The organism is Marinobacter lipolyticus SM19 (genome assembly GCF_000397065.2).
Taxonomy (GTDB): Bacteria; Pseudomonadota; Gammaproteobacteria; order Pseudomonadales; family Oleiphilaceae; genus Marinobacter; species Marinobacter lipolyticus.
Genome location: NZ_KE007306.1, coordinates 76,813 through 95,098 on the forward strand (window position 1 = coordinate 76,813; position 18,286 = coordinate 95,098).

Consider the following 18,286-nt stretch of genomic DNA (forward strand, 5'->3'; position numbering starts at 1 on the left):
TCTCCGATACGATAATGCCGTTATTATCGGCATAGACATAATGCCCAGGCTGAAAAGTCACGCCGTGAAAGGTGACCGGCACATTCAAATCGCCCAGGCCACGCTTCTCACTCTTGCGCGGATAGGTATCCAGAGCCTGAACACCCAGTTCGGTGTTGCCGATCTCATCGACGTCACGGACGCACCCGTAGATAATCAGGCCAGCCCAGCCGTTGCTTGCGGCTTTCTCCGCCAGCATGTCGCCCAGCAACGCATGGCGCTTTGACCCGCCACCATCGACAACCATCACCCGGCCTTCACCAGGCAGCCCAACCTGCTCCTTGACCACGGAGTTATCCTCAAAGCACTTTACGGTCACAATCTCACCGCCAAAAGCCTTGATGCCTCCATAATTATTGAAGCCAGGCTCCGCGACCTTCACTTCCGGAAACTCGTCACACAGGTCGGGGGTAATAATGTTTGCCACGTTGTCGCTCTCCTTATCCTGGAAATGAATTCAGTCGATCTTTTCGTCGGCCAGGAAGAACCAGGTATCCAGTACGGAATCCGGGTTCAGGGACACTGTGTCAATTCCCTCGTCCATCAGCCACTTGGCCAGATCCGGGTGATCCGATGGGCCCTGACCGCAAATACCAATATACTTGTTGGCTTTTTTGCAGGCCTGAATCGCATTGGACAGCAACGCCTTGACCGCATCATTCCGTTCATCGAACAGGTGCGCAATGATGCCGGAATCCCGGTCCAGCCCCAAGGTGAGCTGAGTCAGGTCATTGGAACCAATGGAAAATCCGTCGAAATGCTCAAGGAACTGCTCTGCCAGAATGGCGTTCGCCGGGAGCTCACACATCATGATCACTCGCAGGCCGTTGTCGCCACGCTTCAGCCCGTTCTCGGCTAACAGGTTCACTACCTGCTCGGCTTCACCCACGGTACGCACGAACGGCACCATGACCTCAACGTTGGTCAGCCCCATCTCATTACGTACTTTCTGCAAAGCACGGCATTCCAGCTCGAAACAGTCCCGGAAGGTTTCGGAAATGTAGCGGGAGGCGCCGCGGAAGCCCAGCATCGGGTTTTCTTCATCCGGTTCATACAGCGTGCCACCAATCAGGTTCGCGTACTCGTTGGACTTGAAGTCCGAAAGCCGCACGATCACCTTCTTGGGCGCAAACGCCGCTGCCAGGGTTGAGATGCCCTCAACCAGCTTGTCGATGTAGAAGTCGACCGGGGACGGATAGCCAGAAATGCGCTTTTCAACTGTTTGCTTGATATCCCGCGGCAAGCTGTCAAAGTTGAGCAATGCCTTGGGATGAACACCGATCATGCGGTTGATAATGAATTCCAGGCGGGCCAGGCCGACACCCTCGTTTGGCAAAGCCTGGAAATCAAACGCACGGTCCGGGTTGCCTACGTTCATCATGATCTTGAACGGAATATTGGGCATGGAGTCGACTGTGTTCTCCCGCAGCTCAAAGTCCAGGGCACCCTCATAGATCATGCCGGTATCGCCCTCGGCACAGGAAACTGTCACTTGCTGGCCATCTTTCAGCAGTTCGGTGGCGTCACCACAACCAACCACAGCCGGGATACCCAGTTCACGGGCAATGATGGCTGCGTGACAGGTCCGGCCGCCACGATCGGTGACGATGGCTGAAGCGCGCTTCATCACCGGCTCCCAATCCGGATCGGTCATGTCCGTGACCAGGACATCGCCCGGCTGAACCCGATCCATCTCGTTAATACTTTCAACAATTTTGACAGGACCGCTGCCAATTTTGTGACCAATGCTCCGGCCTTCCACCAGCACCTTACCGGTCTCATTCAACAGGTAACGTTCCATGACGTTGGCGGCCGCACGGCTCTTGACGGTTTCAGGACGAGCCTGAACGATGTAGATCCGGCCGTCGTCACCGTCCTTGGCCCATTCAATATCCATCGGGCGCTGGTAATGCTTTTCGATGATCATGGCCTGTTTGGCCAATTCTTCCACTTCCGCATCGTTGATACAGAAACGGTTTCGATCTTCCTGCTCAACCTTAACGGTCTCGACAAACTCGCCTTCGCCAGGGCTGGAATGGTAGACCATTTTGATGGCCTTGCTTCCCAGATTGCGACGCAGGACCGCCGGGCGGCCTGCCTGTAGTGTCGGCTTGTGAACGTAGAATTCGTCCGGGTTAACAGCCCCCTGAACCACGGTTTCACCCAGGCCATAGGAAGCGGTGACAAAAACCACATCGCGGAAGCCAGATTCCGTGTCCAGGGTAAACATCACGCCACTGGCGGCAGTTTCACTGCGCACCATCTTCTGGATACCGGCGGACAATGCCACCAGCTTGTGATCGAACCCGTGATGAACCCGGTAGGAAATAGCGCGATCATTAAACAGCGAGGCAAATACTTCCTTGACCGAAGTTCGTACCTGTTCCAGGCCCACGACATTCAGGAAAGTCTCCTGCTGGCCGGCAAACGAAGCGTCCGGCAGATCTTCTGCGGTGGCGGAAGAACGCACGGCAACGGCCATCTTGTCATTGCCGTCGCGCAGTTGGGCATAGGCCTCTTTCAGGGCATTATCGAGCACGTCCGGGAATGGTGTATCGATCACCCACTGGCGTATGCGGGAACCCACCCTCGCCAGCTCATTCACATCGTTGACATCCAGCTCATCAAGAGCCTGGTCAATCTTGTCCTTCAATCCGTCGGTCGCCAAAAACTCACGGTAAGCGTGGGCTGTGGTCGCAAAGCCACCCGGAACGGTAACACCTGCATTGGCAAGATTACTGATCATTTCTCCGAGAGAGGCATTCTTTCCCCCTACCCGGTCAACATCGGACATTCCCAGGTGATCAAACCAGATAATGTAATCTTCCAAAGCACGTCTCCCTTGATTCATTAGAGCATTCTGCGCTGCGCAGTCTCGAACTGGGCGTGTATGATACTGTAACCTGCGGCAATTACCTAGGGAACCCGTCGAATCCGGAGTTGGACTATACACCATGAAACGAACCGCTTTCTTTATTTCCGACGGTACCGGCCTCACCGCCGAAGCCCTCGGCAACAGCCTTCTGGCCCAATTTGAAAAGATTGATTTCGAAAAAGTAACCGTGCCCTACATTGACGATGCGGACAAGGCCCGGGACATGGTCAAACGCATTAATAAGGCTTCAGAAACCGACCAGAGCCGACCTCTGGTGTTCGACACCATTGTCAACAGTGATATCCGCGGCATCATTTCCAACGCAGACTGTTTCATGGTGGATATCTTTGGCACCTTCCTCAACCCCCTGGAGCAGGAATTGCAGGCGTCCTCGTCCTATTCGGTGGGCAAGTCCCACTCGATTAACAACGCGGGCAATTACGAGCGCCGCATCGAGGCGGTCAATTTCGCCCTCGACAACGATGACGGTGCCCGCACACGCTACTACGACGAGGCCGACCTGATCCTGGTCGGAGCCTCCCGCAGCGGCAAGACGCCTACCTGTCTCTACCTGGCCCTGCAATACGGCGTCAAAGCCGCAAACTACCCGATCACTGAGGAAGATCTGAACGATCAGCAGATGCCGTCGGCGCTGAAGCCACACAAGGAGAAGATTTTCGGGCTCACCATTGAGCCTGAGAGACTGGCCACGATACGTAACGAACGGCGGCCGAATTCGCGGTACTCGTCAATAAAACAATGCATGCACGAAATCGAAGAGATCGAGTTGATGTATCGGAGGGAGCGAATTCCTTACCTGAACACCACGGCTTACTCTGTCGAGGAAATTTCCACCCGAATCATGGTGGCCACCGGACTGAAACGAAACCGGTAGACCCGTCCGGGTGAACACCGGGACAGCCCCCTGACGAGCGCTGTCCCGGTTCCCACAACTTACAACTCCTGAATTTCCAGCCCTAGCTGTTCCACCACCTTGCGGTTTTCCGGACTGGTCACCACAGCGGTACTGGCGTTTTCCGCTATCAGCCACTGACGTGCAACCCGTTTCAGGTCATCCAGGGTCACCGCCAGCACACGCTCCCGGAATCTGGCGCGCTGCTCAGGTGTGCGGCCAAACATCTGGTTATGATAGGCGTGTCTTGCCGCCCCAGCCGGAGAGCGGGGGCGGTCCAACTGACCAATGACGCCGAGGATGGATTCTTCCAACTCCTGCGGATCATGGTCCGCTTCCTGCAACCAGGTCAGAGCGCTGTCAAAATCCTCCAGGGTTTCTGTCAGCCTCGGGTCGCGGTAGGAGAAAAACCGGAAGGTACCGTTGACGCTGTCCTGGCCTGCCCCACCACCGTAGGCTCCACCTTTCTCGCGGATCACCCGGTGCAGATAACCGTTACGCAGGAAACCGCCCAGCACGGTCAACGCCGCAGCATCTTCATGATCAACTGCCACAGTGCTGTATGCCTTGGCGCAGAAGTTTACCTGGGTAGAGGTGAGCCAGGCCTGGCGAGTGGTGTAATTCACCGGAGCCATCTTCCAGTCACTGGATTCTGTCGCCTCAGCCGCCGGCCAGCACGCCTTCAGGTCATCCAGCATTGGACTGAGCTGGTCGTCCTCGCCAATAACCAGGAACTGTCGGGATTGCTGCCGGATCTTGCGGTGCAAGTCCGCCAACCTGTTGCAGAAGGCATCCAGTTCTGCGGAATCGTTAAGCGCCTTGTCCAGCGCCTTGGTGCCACGTATCGCTTCCAGACCACCGATACGGAACGACAGCCAGGCTCCCGGACTCATTCCCTGGGAGGCTGCTCCCATAGCAAGGGCATGGCCACTGCCGGTCACCGCCTGTTCTCGACGGGCACGGATCTGAGCAATCAGCTCGCGCACTCGCTCGGTCTCGTCAAAGCGGGCACCATGGAACACATCGCTCAGCAAACGGGTCAGCTCGGTGCGATTGCGGGCCAGGGCCTTACCACTGAATATCAGGTACCCGGACAGATCCTGTACATCGTCGATGCGGCCCTTCGCGGAGAACGAGGCGCTGATTCCGCCGGATTCCGCCGAAATACGATCCTGCATTTGCAGGTAATCCAGCTCACCACAGCCCACCTCCGGGATCAGCGTGGTGTAGTAAGGCAGCAGCAACAGCTCATCTTCGGTCAATTCTGGCACCGGCAGGACAATCTGCTCGTAGACCAGGCCATTGGTGCCACGCGCAAAGACCGTTGCCCCGATTTCGCCCTCATATCGGCTTTCCGGTTCCGGCATCTGAAGGGGTACGTCGGTCAGATCCACTTTCGGCAGAATGGAATCGTCATCCTTGCGCTGCTGGCGCTCTTCCAGCGCCTGGGCACGATCCACAATCTGTTTGACTTCCTCATCCGTCAGCGCAGCCTTGCGGCTAGCCAAAGCCTCACGAATCGCCTGCTGGCGGCGGTTCTCCAACCTGTCATCCGGGCGCAGCGTCAACGTCACCCGATGCGGATTTTCCAGCAGTTTCCTGCGGATCAGGTCCGGTACGTACTGGGGATCGCGTATTTTCTCCCGCATATCCGCCAGCACCGGCTCCAGGTCCAGCAGCTCGACCGGGTCACCGCCATGAACCATGGGGGCAATGGCCTGCATGATCAGCTGCAAGCCGTAGGGGAACTGATCACCGGCAATCTCACGCTGATGCAATTCCAGTTGGTGGAGAATGGCTTCAAGGCGCTCTTCACTGACGCCCTCCTCTACCACTTTGTGCAGGGTGCCCTCCACCAATTCTTCCAGCGCTTTCTGCTGTTCCGGCTCGCTGCCCTCGATACCGCAGACAAACGTCATTTCGCGATTGGAGTCCTCCAATCCGCACATGGGGGATGGCGCATGACCGATGTCCGTGGTTTCCAGCGCCCGCATCAGTGGCGAGGCACTGTTCTCCAGCAACACCGCCGACAGCAGCTGACCTTCCAGGTTCTCCTGCAAGTCAAAGCTGTGGCCCAACAACCAGCCCATGACGATGTGGGTCTTGTTGTCGGTTTCTTCCCCTTCGTTGATGGCGTACCCCTGCTCGACCCGGACGGGGGCATACATCCGCTTTTCATCCCTGACCGGCAGTTCGATGTCCTGACGATCAAATCGATTCAACGCCAGGCTCTCGAACCGCTCATGATGCTCATGGACCGGAATATTACCGTAGGTGGCGAAAATCGCGTTGCTGGGGTGATAGTGATGACGGTAGAACTTCACCAGATCGTCGTAACTCAGATCGACGATGTGATCCGGCTCGCCACCACTGTTGTAATGATAGGTCGTGGTCTGGAACAGATGACTGGACAGGTTCTGCCACAACTGGGAGGTCGGCGCACTCATGGCCCCTTTCATTTCGTTGTAGACCACGCCGCGATAGACCAGATCCGTACTGGGGTCCTCTGGTTTTTCGAATTCCAGTCGATGCCCTTCCTGGGCGAAGTCCAGCGGATCCAGCTTGGAGAAGAACACGGAATCCAGGTACACCGACAGCAGGTTGTCAAAATCCTTGCGATTCATGCTGGCGAACGGATAGGCCGTCCAGTCACTGCTGGTGAACGCATTCATGAAGGTGTTGAGGGATCGGCGGATCATCATGAAGAACGGATCCCGCACGGGGTAGCGTTCGCTGCCACACAACGCGGTATGTTCGAGAATGTGGGCCACACCGGTGGAATCCATCGGGAATGTGCGCAAAGCCACGAAAAAAACATTCTCGTCGTTGTCGGCGGCCATGTGAAGGTGCCGCGCGCCGGTCTTGCGATGACGATACTCTTCAACCGTCAGGTTGAGAGTATCGATCCGGTGACTGCGAAGCTTCTCAAAAGCCGGATGGGTTGCGTTGTCGATCACTGCAGCCATTCAATCTATCCTGTCTTTAACGATTTGAGACTTGTAGGGTAACACGTACTATCGATTATCATGCACCAGTCCTGTAGCCAACAAGGCAGCCCTATAGCCAATGAAGGGAATACCTGAACCCATGACCACAGAAACCACGAACGACGCCGGCCAGGCGGCCCCCAATCACAACGACATCACCGCCAGCCCGAGTGCGAGTTCAGGCAAGGAATCCTTACAGGCGCCAGAAGTCGCCGCGTACTGGGCGGAGCGTCGCCGCTATATTGAGCGGATCCGCAAGGTGCCAGAGGTCAGACAGCGTTACTGGCGAGAGGCCGGCGTATACCTGCTGCGCAGAATCCTCTGGTCATTCGGTTTTTTCCCTATTTTCCTGGCTTTCTGGGTGCCGTTTGTCCTGTCGAGCTTCAACCCGGTCGTCATGGCGAGCGACCTGATTCCCATGCTGCAGAGCTTTGTGGACTCCAATCCGGAAGTTCAGGCCACCACAATAAGCACCCTCGCCATTGCCTGGGCGTCCGTGGGATTCTTCTTCCTGGTGTTCGATTTCGTGCTGACTCCCTTCCGCTCACCCTATGAGTACGAAGCGGATGTCTATATGCGCTCATGGGAACAGCTCAACCATGACCGACTTCCGAACAAAGTGTGATTTGTCCGACATTCTCGTCAAGTTCAGATACTTTCTGTTACATAACCTCGCATTCGCTGGTTAAGATGGAGCGGTCCGGAATGCTGGAATGCGAGGTTTCCCATGGTCGATGCCAGACCACTGCTGTTCGTCAATGCACTGGCCCTGATGCTGATGGTCACGGCGGGGTTTGCCTCAATTCGTCAGGATGCACCATCGGTTGAAGCGCTTGTAGCCGAACCGGAAGCCCCGAAAACCATCCTTGCTGACACCGACGCAGAGCCTGAAAATACCCCTCCGCCACCTGATACCCCGCACATTGAGACGGCGAATATGACGCCGCCGCCCGTCGAGGTCGAGGTCGAGGTGCGCAATCTTCCAGACGTGGAGCCGTTCACCATCGACTCCACGCCAGAACCCTCTGACACCGTGGCACTGGCCGAACCAACAGCCGCCCCGGAACCACAGCCTGACCCGCAACCGACACCCACAACCGCCACTTTGGTCCTGCGCTCTAACGTTGTGGGCGATAACGTCACCATTAACGGTCGTGACTATGGTTCTACCCGCCTCGACCTGGAGCTGGAGCCGGGCAAATACGACGTCACCATCAGCAAGACCGGCTTCAAACCCTGGAGCCAAAGCGTCGCCATGAAAGCGGGGCAGGAAAAAACCCTGACCGGCAGACTGAAAGCCTATACCACAGTGAACTTCCGCGAAGGTACCTGGATTGGCGGTGTGAAAACCGGCGACGGCACCTATCAGAACCGCGACGGGCTACATTACGAGGGTCACTTCATCGATGGTGAATTTCACGGCCAGGGGACGCTGACGCGCGCCAATGGCGACATCCTGACGGGCGAATGGTCAGAAGGCAGACTGAATGGCCATGGCTCCCTTACCACGGCAAACGGGACACTCTACGTTGGCGGCTTCCGCGATGGCGAATTCCACGGTCAGGGCAGCCTGACCTACGCAGACGGCCGCCACTATGAAGGCGAATTCTCCAATGGCGACTTCCACGGCTCCGGTGCCGAAGTGTTTGCCGACGGGAAGAAATATGAAGGTGGATACATCGACGGCAAGTTTCACGGCAAGGGGCTGCTTCGCAACCCCAATGGCAGCTCCATTGAAGCCACCTTCAAACATGGCGAACCCTATGGACAGGTTCGCCTGACAACCGCGGCCGGCGAAGTTTTCACCGCCCGTACCACGGAACCCGGTGTTTGTTATCGGGACAAGAGCTACCGGGCTACTCAGTGCCCGCAACTGGAAGGCTGGTAATTCATCAGCCCGATAATGAACACATAGCTGTAACAGGTTGAGGTTGTGACATGGCGATCAAGAACGCACTCCTGGTAGACGACTCAAAGGTGGCGAGATTTGCTCTGAGCAAGTTACTGGAAAGCCACAACATGGAAGTCAATATGGCCGGCTCCGCAGAAGAGGCACTGGATTTCCTCAGCAGCCACCGCAGACCGGATGTGATCTTTATGGATCACCTGATGCCCGGCATGAATGGCGTGGAAGCCACCAAAGCCATCAAAGCCAATCCTGAGACCGCCAACATTCCCATCATTATGTGCACCTCCAGGAAGTCGCCCTCGTTCATGGAAGAGGCTCAGAATTTTGGCGTCTACAACATCCTCACCAAACCACCTCATACAGAGGGTCTCAGCGTCGTCCTGAATCAACTCACAAGCGATGTTTCCAAAGGAACCCTGCCCGAACCACCAGAGGTGCTGAACGGCACGCCCCAGGCATCAGCGGAGGAGGGAGAAGGAGAGGTCGAACAGATCGCCCGCTCAGCAGTTAAAACCCACATCAACAACCGTCTGCACGAGCTACTGAGCGATCTGTTCGATGAACAATTCGATCACCTGAAGCGGGCGCTGGACGAATCCGGGCGAAAGCAGGAAGCGTTGGTTGAGGAAAAGCTAAAGGGGCTGGAAGAGCGGGTCCGCAAACAGACTCACAACTTGCGGGACGAAGTGGCTGCGGAGGTCAATCTCCATCTGGGCAGGGAATTGGCTGAATTACGTCAGACCCTGACACAGAGCAACGGCTTCACCAGTGAACATATGGCCGACCTGAAAGACCACATCACCAGCGTCCAGACCATTGATACAGAGTTCTGGCAAACCCTGCAGTCCGAAGCAATCCAGCAGGCCCACGAGATTTCCAGGCAAACGGCAGAAGACATTGCCCATCGCACAGTAGAACTGTATCTGGCCCGACAGCGTTCATCCACCTCGAAATTCTACGCCGTCGGCCTGACCATCAGCCTCAGTATTTTTACTGCCGGAATTGCCTGGCTGTCGGGCCTGTTTGGCTGAGGCGCTCCCGGACCGCTCGCCAGTCCCCCGCGGTATCGACGTCATCGAATACTCCGGTAATGTCTACCCGGGTTGCCCCGGCCCACTGAAGAACCGCGGCCGCTCCCCGGTCCCCTTCAAGCGCCATCACCTGCGGCCAGAGCCGGCGCGGCAAATAGGCCGGTACGCCCGGACGATTGCCATAGTCCGCTGCAACTGCCTGATCCGGCACACACCGCGCTGCCGCTCCCATCGCCACCAGAGCGTTGGGATCCAGCAGCGGCTGGTCCGCCAGCAACACGAAGACCCCTTTCGCTTCCGGCCCCAGACTCAGGAGCCCAGCCCGCAGGGAGGCCGACATACCTTCCATCCAATCATCGACCGGCAGCCAGCGGGAGGGCTGCACGCGGCCACGAAACCGGACCAGCGGATACCAGGCACCGGTTGCAACCGTCACTGAAGCACTGAGCTGTCTGGCCTGCAGAATCGCCCGGTCCAACAAAGTGCCCTGCCCGGTTTCCAATAACGCTTTCGGGCGCCCCATCCGGCTGGATGCCCCCGCCGCCAGCACCAGTGCGGGGAATTGCTCATGGAAGCCGTCATTTGAATTCTTTATGGTGTTTTCCCCTCACGCCAATACGAATTGCCGTCTGCCAAATTAACAGACTGCTAGCTACCGGGGATTTTTGCTAGAATTCGCACATCAATCAACCTCATCCTGTTCGGACTTCCCGATGAATCACCTGTTTGTGGACAACCTCACCGTTATTGATTTCGCTTACCTGGACCCGAATCGCGGTCTGGTGGGGGAAAGCTGGATTGCCGATGTGGTCCTTGGCGGCGAGCTGGACGAACAGGGCATGGTGTTCGACTTCAGTAACGTAAAGCGCACCATCAAACGGGTCATCGACGAGCGCGTGGATCATCGCCTGGTGGTTCCCCGTGGGTATTCGGGCGCGGCCTGGACCGAAGAGGAGCCCGACAGCTTTACCTGGACGCTGACGGACGGCTCCCGGATTGTACATCGATCCCCGGACGAAGCCGTGGTCTGGCTTTCCGCCGAGCGGGTGGTACCGTCAGCCGTGGCCGCTCTGCTGGAGCGGGAATTAATGGCGGTGCTGCCCGGCAATGTGACTGATGTTGAGGTTAACCTGCGCGAAGAAGTGATTGAAGGCGCCTACTACCATTATGTCCACGGACTGAAAAAGCATTTGGGCAATTGTCAGCGCATTGCCCATGGGCATCGCTCCCCTATCCGCATTGATCGCAATGATCACCGCGACTACGAGCTGGAAAAGCGCTGGGCCAAGCTGTGGCAGGATATCTACGTGGGCTCGGAAGAGGATGTGACCCAGCGCTGGGTGGCCGAGGATGGCGTTGCCTATGTAACGTTTGAATATGAAGCAAACCAGGGTGAGTTTGCGCTGACGCTGCCGGAGAACCGGGTTTACATGATGGAGACAGACACCACCGTGGAATTGATTGCGGCGCATATGGCCGATCAGCTCAAGACGGAGTTTCCGGCGGACGCTATTCGGGTTAAGGCTTATGAGGGGGTTGGCAAGGGGGCCATTGCATCTCGCTAAGCTCTTTAGCCCCAGTCTGCACACGGCGGGAAGAAACCTCCCAAAACACGCCGTGAACCCATCCATGGGGGCTTGGTGTTGCCATCCCTGGCAACACACAGTTTTGGGAGGTTTCTTCCCGCCGCCCGCTCCAGCTTCGGAGACTGCTTTTCAACTTTCTGCAGACACAAAAAAACCGCCCGAAGGCGGTTTTTTTGATGGCTTTCCGGTGGACTAAACCGTCAAGCCGTATTGGCGTCCCCTAGGGGGTTCGAACCCCTGTTGCCGCCGTGAAAGGGCGGAGTCCTAGGCCACTAGACGAAGGGGACTAGAAATTGGTGGAGCCAAGCGGGATCGAACCGCTGACCTCAACACTGCCAGTGTTGCGCTCTCCCAGCTGAGCTATGGCCCCTCAACGGCTGCGTATATTAAGGATCCGCCCTATGGGCGTCAACCTCTTTTCTTCAATTTTTTCAGTTTTCTGAACATCCCTGTCCATTCCGTTCACTTATTCACCAAAGCGGTTATTCCGCGAGCAATGCGGCGTATTCTTTTTCCACTCGCTTGGTTTCTTTCTTGGAGAAACCACCCAGAACCTCCAGGGCATGACGCAACCGCGAACGGGTCATGTCCGGCCCGAGCAGTGCCATGGAGTCCATCACCGACCAGGAATTGGGCGTACCGGCGATGGCCACGAAAACGGAAAACATGAAATCGCCCATTTTCAGCTCCATAGCCTTAGCCAGGGTCTTGATATCGGCAAAGATGTTGTCCTTGCTCCAATGGCGCTGGGCTTCCAGCTTCCACAGGGTGAACTGGAGTACCCGTTTGATCTCGGCTTCTTCCAGTTTGTTGTGGGCAAAATCTTCCGGCTTGAGATTGAGCATGCCGGAGAACATGAACGCCGCCATCGGTGCCACATCGGAGAACACTTCCGCCCTGCCCTTGATGTGCGGGATCAAGGCACGCAGGGCATCTTCGTTAAACCACCAGTTGCGCATTTTCTCCACAAACTGATCGTCATTCAGATCCTCACGCAGCCACATTCCGTTCAGCCAGCGCAGTTTTTCCACATCGAACACCGGGCCACCCAGCGATACCCGCTGGATGTCGAAGTTCTCGATCATCTCGCTCAGAGTGAACTTCTCCCGCTCATCGGGCATGGACCAGCCCATACGACCCAGATAGTTGGTTACGGCCTCCGGCAGGAAGCCCATGCGCTCGTAGAAATTGATGCTGGTGGGGTTCTTGCGCTTGGACAGCTTGCTCTTGTCCGGGTTACGCAGCAGCGGCAGGTGACACAGCTCCGGCATGTCCCAGCCGAAGTACTGGTAAAGCAGCTTGTGCTTGGGCGCGGAGTTGATCCACTCTTCACCGCGCAATACGTGGGTAATACCCATGAGGTGGTCGTCCACCACGTTGGCCAGGTGGTAGGTAGGCATGCCGTCGGATTTCAGCAGGATCTGGCAATCTACCTGCGACCAATCGATCTCGATAGTGCCACGCAGCATGTCGCGGATCTCGCACACGCCCTCATCCGGCACTTTCATACGAATGACATAAGGCTCGCCAGCGTCCAGGCGGCGCTTCACTTCCTCGTCAGACAGTTCCAGATCGCCCTTGATGCCGGGGTTCAGCCCCTGGGCCTTGCGCTCTTCGCGAATGGCTTCCAGTTCTTCCGGGGTGCGGAAACAATAAAAGGCGTGGCCAGCGGTAACCAGGTCCAGCGCATACTGGCGATAGGAGTCCTTGCGCTCGGACTGGCGATACGGCCCGTGCGGCCCACCAACGTCCGGGCCTTCATCCCACTCCAGCCCCAGCCAGCGCAAGGCACGCAGAATGTCCTGCTCGGACTCATCGGTGCTACGGGCCTGGTCGGTGTCTTCAATACGTAAAATGAACTGGCCGCCGTGCTGACGGGCAAAGCACAGGTTGAACAGGGCCACGAAGGCGGTACCAACGTGTGGATCACCGGTGGGTGACGGAGCAATTCGGGTACGTACGGTCATGTAACGATCCTGATAGATAAGTGGCCGACTGGAAAGCCACGCATTATAACGGCCCAGAACGAATTTCGCATGATTGTGGAGCGCCCCGACCTTTAATCAGCAATAAGATTGTTATATTATAACGTTTCAATCCTGTTTCAGAGCACGACACCATCATGCCCGACACCTCACGAGCCAGCATTGCCATGCTGGGCCTGGCCGCGTTATTAAGCCCGCTTTCCGCACTGGCCGGCACCAACGTTGTTACCTCCATCAAGCCAGTGGAACTTCTGGTGAAAGCCGTTGCAACCGACGATATCGAAGTCACCAGCCTGGTGCCTGCAGGCTCCAGCCCTCACAACTACACTATGCGCCCGTCACAGCGCCAGGCACTGGAAAAGTCCGACGTTATCTTCTGGGTAGGCCCGGAAATGGAAACGTTCCTGTCCCGCCTGCTGGGCGGAGATGAATTCAGGGAGCGCACCGTATCACTGATGCACGGTGATGAGGTGCCCAAAACCAATGACATCGATGAGCATGGACATGAGAATGATCACGGCCATGACCATGGCGCAGGTGAAGACCCTCACATCTGGCTGGATCCGGTACTTGCACTGGAGATGGCAACAGACATCCACCAGGCGCTGTCGCAACTGAAAAATGTCGACACTCAGGCCCTGGACGCCAACCTGGCGCGATTCAAGAAGACACTGTTAGAGGCTGAAGAAGATATTCAACACCGCCTTGAGCCACTGGCCAACATCAGCCTGTTCGCCTATCACGACGCCTTCACACGCTATGCTGGCCACTTCAACCTGACACTGGACGGCATCCTTACCCTGAACCCGGAACTGTCCCCGGGTGCCCGGCATATTGCCGAGGTACAGGACAAACTGCGCAAGGCCAATCAGCCCTGCCTGCTGACCGAGCCCCAGTTCAACCGTCAGTGGTGGCGCTCCATCACCGAGGGGCTGGACATCACCTTCAGCACCTGGGACCCGCTGGCGACAGACATTGAATCCGACCAGGACGGCTACGTGAACTTCCTTCAGGGTATCGCCGATAACGCACTGGCCTGCTTACCAGAGAAAGCCCAGTAACAGTGGAATCGTGATCATGGCCAGCAATGTCTGGCCACTGATAATGCCGGCCATCAGAGGCGCGTCACCACCGAGCTGGCGCGCCAGTATGTAGGATGAGGTTGCGGTGGGCAGGGCTGCCAGCAACACCGCCACTTGCACCAGCATGCCGTCCAGCCCCAGCAACAGCGCCAGCCCGGCGGTAATCAGCGGAAATGCCACCAGCTTGGCCACTGACGACACCAGGAACGGCGTCGAGGCGCCCCGCAACGCCTTCAGCTGCAAGCCAGCCCCGACCGTCATCAACCCCATGGGCAATGCCAGGTCACTTAACGGCATCAGGATACCGGCAATCAGGGGATGGAAGCCGATCTGGAAATAACTCCAGATCACCCCGATCACCGACCCCACAATCAGCGGGTTGGTGACAATCGCTTTCAGAACAGGCCGGAATCGAAGTGGCCCTTGCCCCGCCGCCAGCGAAAACATCAGGATGCAAAGCAAATTGAGCAGCGGCACCTTGACGGCTACGGCAATAGCAATCAGCGATAACCCGTCATCACCCAACAGCATACCGGCCGCCGCCAGGCCCACGTAGGAGTTGAAACGGATACCGCCCTGGTAAACGGAGGAGAACACCGGCCCGGGCCAGCGCCAGATCCACTGCAGCAGCGCCAGTACCAGCGTCATCACCAGTAGCATGGCCACAATCAACAGCAGAATTTCACCATAAGCGGAGGCGGGCAAGCGGGCCTGGCCCAGCTTGTAGACCAGCATGGCGGGAAACAGTACGTAATAGGTGAAGCGCTCTGCCTGCACCCAGAAGCCTTCACCGGGAAAGTTCCAGCGACGGAACAGGTGTCCCATCACAATCAGCGCAAACACAGGCACCAGCGCCTGAACCATCACCGGCATATCGACTTACTCCCGAACCCCACTCTCACAAGGCCGGAAAGGATAACAAAGTTAGCAGGCTAGCGTCTTGATCCGACGTGCCCTATTGGCGCCAGAGCTTTCTCAACACACCGCGGGTGACGGCAGCAGGCGCCGACTTGGCGATGGGCCACAAGGCTTTGAACTGCATGGAGATCGGCCTGTGCAGACGCGGCTGCTCTACCTGCGCCCACACTTGGGCGGCCACCACATCCGGAGTCAGATTCACGCCCAGACGCTCGAACAGCCGCGAGCCCTGCTCATTCTGTTGCACCATCCCGGTGTTCACAAACGGCGGCATCAGATCGCCCACACGGATACCGTGGGGCTCCCACTCAATATCCAGCGCCTCTGTCATCGCCCGTACCGCATGCTTACTGGCGGAGTAGGAAGCAAAATCCGGAATCCCGTAGGCGGCAGACGCCGAACTCATGTTCACCACCTGGGCATTGGGCGTCGCTTTCAGGTACGGAAAAGCCGCATGCAACACCGTCATCAGCCCGATCACGTTGACTTCAACCACTGCCCGATGGGCCGACAGACTGATCTCCTCGAACGGCCCCACTTTCAGGATACCCGCGTTGTTGTGCAACAAACGCAGCTGGCCACCGGTGCGCTCGGCGAAATCCGCCAGCCCTTTCTTCACTGACACCTCATCCACCACATCCATCACATGAGTACTGCAGCGACCTTCACCCAGTTCGTCCTGAAGCGCGGCCAGCGCCTCCTCATCCCGGTCAGCAGCACCGACAAACCAGCCTCTGGAAGCAAACAGACGCGCGGTTTCACGACCAATACCGGCAGCTGCGCCGGTGATAAAGATGCATTCTTTCACGGGTAGTCCTTGGATTTATTGTGCGTTGGATGGGCATGATCTCAGGAACCGACTCATTTATCCTTTGTCGATCAGGGCCAATCGCGGTGAGCGTCCCCGATTGACCGTACAACCCGGGCGGACAAGACGGCGTATTTCTCCAACAATGCTGACACGGTGGCCGACACCTGGCCACTCAACTGATCGTCCACTGCAGTTCTTGCCTCAGCCAGGGTGCTGCCGCGCTTCAACTCCTGCACGGTCAGTGCCATACGACGATCAGACTCGAGAATGTGGAACGCCAGCCAGCGGGCAAGGTAATCGTAAATGTCCGCAAGCACGCGCTCTCGAGGGGTCTGACTGCCCCTGAAAATCTGAATCTGGGCGAAAAAGAGCTGGTGGCTGTCATGGTGATTACGAACCGCCTCTTCCACACCCAACCCTTCACGCCAGATAGATTCTTCTGACTTGAAATGAAACGCCGCGTAAGAAAGCAGCTCCTCAAGAATGTCATTGCAGTCAACCCGGGCGTCGCCGGATACGAAATGCCGGGCCAGACGATTCAGTATGTCCACCAGCACCTTGTGCTGGCGATCAATACTCTCAATCCCGGTCTCAAAATTCCGATCCCAGGGAAACGGTTCGAACTCAGCGGTACCTTGCTTATTATCCGGCAATGGTAAAGCCCTCCCCACCCGGGCGCATCTATGCTACCAGTATACCAGTCAGGTCAGATGCGGACCTTGTCCAAGGTCAAGATGGGGAGCCACTCTCAGCTGAACAACAGGCCGTAAACCATCATCAGAACCAGCACGATCTGGATCAGGAAGAACGTCGCCCGCAGCAATATCTGCACAAAAGACGTACCGCTGATGTGCACCAGGCTTTGAGCAATTCGTGCATACAGAACAAACGCTGCCAGAGTGTTCACCACGTCCAGACGATCCATCAGGCCGGCAACGACGACAACGGATGCAAACACCGCGAAATTTTCGATGCAGTTGAGATGCGCAGACTTGGCACGCTGGAGAACCGGTGCATCGATCGGTTGCTTGTTGCGCTCCCAGCTGTCGATCGGTTTTGCACCGGTCAACGCCTGGGGTACCCGGGGACTGGCGTATATCAGCGCCAGGATCAACATCCATCCGGCATAAAGCAACACTGCAGTATAAGCGGTCATCTATCCTTCCTTTTTTATCGGTTTTAATCGGGCATTGCCCAGTCGTGGTTCGGACTCATCACGGCACGAATGACCAGCGGATCAGCTGAGCTCTCCAAGCCATTTCGCCTTTGCTTTTTCAACAAGAGTACGAGCATCGTGATTCCAGGGATGAAAATTCGGGCTATAAAACTTGAAATAGGATGGCAGGAGTTTGCGAAATACACCGGGCTTGCCCCACATATAGCTCACGGCACCCGCCCAGGACTTCAAATTGCCCAGCTGGCCGTCTTCTTTCATCAACTGCACCAGGTGAATGCTGGTAAATACCGGGAAGATCACACTCACCACCAACATTTCCTGCAGCCGCACGCTTTCACGGCCACCCACGGCCTTGTAGACGTCAAACGCCACCGCCTTGTGCTCAGACTCCTCAATAGCATGCCATGCCCAAATCTTGGCCATGCGGGGGTCCATCTCGTCCAGCGCGTCATACTTCAGCAAGAACTCTTCCGCCATCAGTGCGGTGAAATGCTCAACGGCGACGGTGTGGGCCAGTTGCCGCTCGGGGCTGAAGTTCTTGCGCATCCAGTCCATGAACGCCTGAATTTCGGTTTCCAGGCGACCAAGACCAATACCCCGCTCCTCCAGGAAGCCATTCAGCAGTTTGTGTTCCCGCGAGTGGTGCGCCTCCTGCCCGATAAACCCACGCACCGCTTTCTTCAGTTCCGGATCGGTAATACGATCCTGATAGTGACGCACGGTATCAATGAAGAAGGTCTCGCCCGGTGGAAACGACGAAGACAGCGCCGCCAGCAGCAGGGTTTTGACCGGATCGTTGTCCCACCAATATTTCGGCACATCCTCCGCCAGATCGATACTCGGGCGACGCACCTGGGGAATCACATTCAGGGGCGGTTTGGCGAACTTACGCTTCTGTGAACGGATAGCTTTGACGTTAACGGCTGAAGTCATGGACAGTCTCCGGTATTCGGGATTTCTTGTAATATGGCCC

General features: G+C 56.9%; 16 protein-coding genes and 2 tRNA genes. 6 read left to right on the forward strand and 12 right to left on the reverse strand.

What is annotated here, in order from left to right:
* Together rraA and ppsA are read right to left on the reverse strand one after the other, a co-directional pair.
* On the reverse strand, positions 1-466 hold a 466-nt coding region (gene rraA, locus MARLIPOL_RS00335), incomplete at its 3' end, for a ribonuclease E activity regulator RraA (protein WP_012136049.1).
* A 30-nt stretch (positions 467-496) separates the two neighbouring features.
* Entirely contained in the window at positions 497-2,869 is a 2,373-nt protein-coding gene (gene ppsA, locus MARLIPOL_RS00340) for a phosphoenolpyruvate synthase (RefSeq protein WP_012136050.1), read from the reverse strand.
* A gap of 124 nt (positions 2,870-2,993) precedes the next feature.
* On the opposite strand from ppsA, the gene ppsR reads away from it, so the two are divergent.
* Positions 2,994-3,809, forward strand: a complete 816-nt coding sequence (gene ppsR / locus MARLIPOL_RS00345) for a posphoenolpyruvate synthetase regulatory kinase/phosphorylase PpsR (RefSeq protein WP_012136051.1) — start codon at positions 2,994-2,996, stop codon at positions 3,807-3,809.
* Between the two features lie 59 nt (positions 3,810-3,868).
* Here the strand turns inward: ppsR and MARLIPOL_RS00350 are convergent, their stop codons facing one another.
* Complete coding sequence (locus MARLIPOL_RS00350) at positions 3,869-6,793, reverse strand: insulinase family protein (RefSeq protein WP_012136052.1); 2,925 nt, start codon at positions 6,791-6,793, stop codon at positions 3,869-3,871.
* A gap of 121 nt (positions 6,794-6,914) precedes the next feature.
* Between MARLIPOL_RS00350 and MARLIPOL_RS00355 the strand changes: the two genes are divergently transcribed.
* The 3 genes from MARLIPOL_RS00355 to MARLIPOL_RS00365 all read left to right on the forward strand — a co-directional run bounded on the left by MARLIPOL_RS00355 (position 6,915) and on the right by MARLIPOL_RS00365 (position 9,754).
* Positions 6,915-7,439, forward strand: a complete 525-nt coding sequence (locus MARLIPOL_RS00355) for a hypothetical protein (protein ID WP_012136053.1) — start codon at positions 6,915-6,917, stop codon at positions 7,437-7,439.
* A gap of 102 nt (positions 7,440-7,541) precedes the next feature.
* The gene (locus MARLIPOL_RS00360) at positions 7,542-8,702 is read left to right on the forward strand and encodes a PEGA domain-containing protein (protein ID WP_012136054.1); all 1,161 of its coding nucleotides are present in this window, start codon (positions 7,542-7,544) and stop codon (positions 8,700-8,702) included.
* A 50-nt stretch (positions 8,703-8,752) separates the two neighbouring features.
* Positions 8,753-9,754 (forward strand): response regulator, encoded by a 1,002-nt coding sequence (locus MARLIPOL_RS00365; protein WP_012136055.1) that lies wholly within the window; start codon positions 8,753-8,755, stop codon positions 9,752-9,754.
* Here the strand turns inward: MARLIPOL_RS00365 and MARLIPOL_RS00370 are convergent.
* A complete protein-coding gene (locus MARLIPOL_RS00370) occupies positions 9,714-10,349 on the reverse strand; it encodes a nucleotidyltransferase family protein (protein ID WP_407638032.1) in 636 nt (211 codons plus the stop codon). The two genes, MARLIPOL_RS00365 and MARLIPOL_RS00370, sit on opposite strands and share 41 nt — an antisense overlap.
* 118 nt (positions 10,350-10,467) lie before the next feature.
* Between MARLIPOL_RS00370 and MARLIPOL_RS00375 the strand changes: the two genes are divergently transcribed.
* Entirely contained in the window at positions 10,468-11,319 is an 852-nt protein-coding gene (locus MARLIPOL_RS00375; RefSeq protein ID WP_012136057.1) for a 6-carboxytetrahydropterin synthase, read from the forward strand.
* 232 nt (positions 11,320-11,551) lie between these two features.
* Here the strand turns inward: MARLIPOL_RS00375 and MARLIPOL_RS00380 are convergent.
* The 3 genes from MARLIPOL_RS00380 to gltX form a co-directional block, all read right to left on the reverse strand.
* A tRNA-Glu gene (locus MARLIPOL_RS00380) sits at positions 11,552-11,627 on the reverse strand.
* Positions 11,628-11,634: 7 nt separating this feature from the next.
* Positions 11,635-11,710: transfer RNA gene (locus MARLIPOL_RS00385), tRNA-Ala, on the reverse strand.
* Between the two features lie 112 nt (positions 11,711-11,822).
* A complete protein-coding gene (gltX, locus tag MARLIPOL_RS00390) occupies positions 11,823-13,307 on the reverse strand; it encodes a glutamate--tRNA ligase (protein ID WP_012136058.1) in 1,485 nt (494 codons plus the stop codon).
* Positions 13,308-13,462: 155 nt separating this feature from the next.
* Here gltX and MARLIPOL_RS00395 point away from each other — a divergent pair, with 155 nt between their 5' ends.
* Positions 13,463-14,386 (forward strand): zinc ABC transporter substrate-binding protein, encoded by a 924-nt coding sequence (locus MARLIPOL_RS00395; protein WP_036190232.1) that lies wholly within the window; start codon positions 13,463-13,465, stop codon positions 14,384-14,386.
* On the opposite strand, the gene MARLIPOL_RS00400 is transcribed toward MARLIPOL_RS00395, so the two are convergent.
* The 5 genes from MARLIPOL_RS00400 to MARLIPOL_RS00420 all read right to left on the reverse strand — a co-directional run bounded on the left by MARLIPOL_RS00400 (position 14,366) and on the right by MARLIPOL_RS00420 (position 18,246).
* Positions 14,366-15,280, reverse strand: coding sequence for an AEC family transporter (locus MARLIPOL_RS00400; RefSeq protein ID WP_012136060.1), 915 nt, complete (start codon positions 15,278-15,280; stop codon positions 14,366-14,368). The two genes, MARLIPOL_RS00395 and MARLIPOL_RS00400, sit on opposite strands and share 21 nt — an antisense overlap.
* Positions 15,281-15,362: 82 nt before the next feature.
* A complete protein-coding gene (locus MARLIPOL_RS00405; protein WP_012136061.1) occupies positions 15,363-16,133 on the reverse strand; it encodes an SDR family oxidoreductase in 771 nt (256 codons plus the stop codon).
* Positions 16,134-16,204: 71 nt separating this feature from the next.
* Positions 16,205-16,789: a bacteriohemerythrin gene (locus tag MARLIPOL_RS00410; protein ID WP_012136062.1), complete on the reverse strand. Its 585-nt coding sequence runs from the start codon at positions 16,787-16,789 to the stop codon at positions 16,205-16,207.
* Positions 16,790-16,884: 95 nt separating this feature from the next.
* Positions 16,885-17,292, reverse strand: a complete 408-nt coding sequence (locus MARLIPOL_RS00415; protein ID WP_012136063.1) for an MAPEG family protein — start codon at positions 17,290-17,292, stop codon at positions 16,885-16,887.
* A gap of 81 nt (positions 17,293-17,373) precedes the next feature.
* Positions 17,374-18,246 (reverse strand): metal-dependent hydrolase, encoded by an 873-nt coding sequence (locus MARLIPOL_RS00420; RefSeq protein WP_012136064.1) that lies wholly within the window; start codon positions 18,244-18,246, stop codon positions 17,374-17,376.
* Between the last annotated feature and the right edge of the window lie 40 nt (positions 18,247-18,286).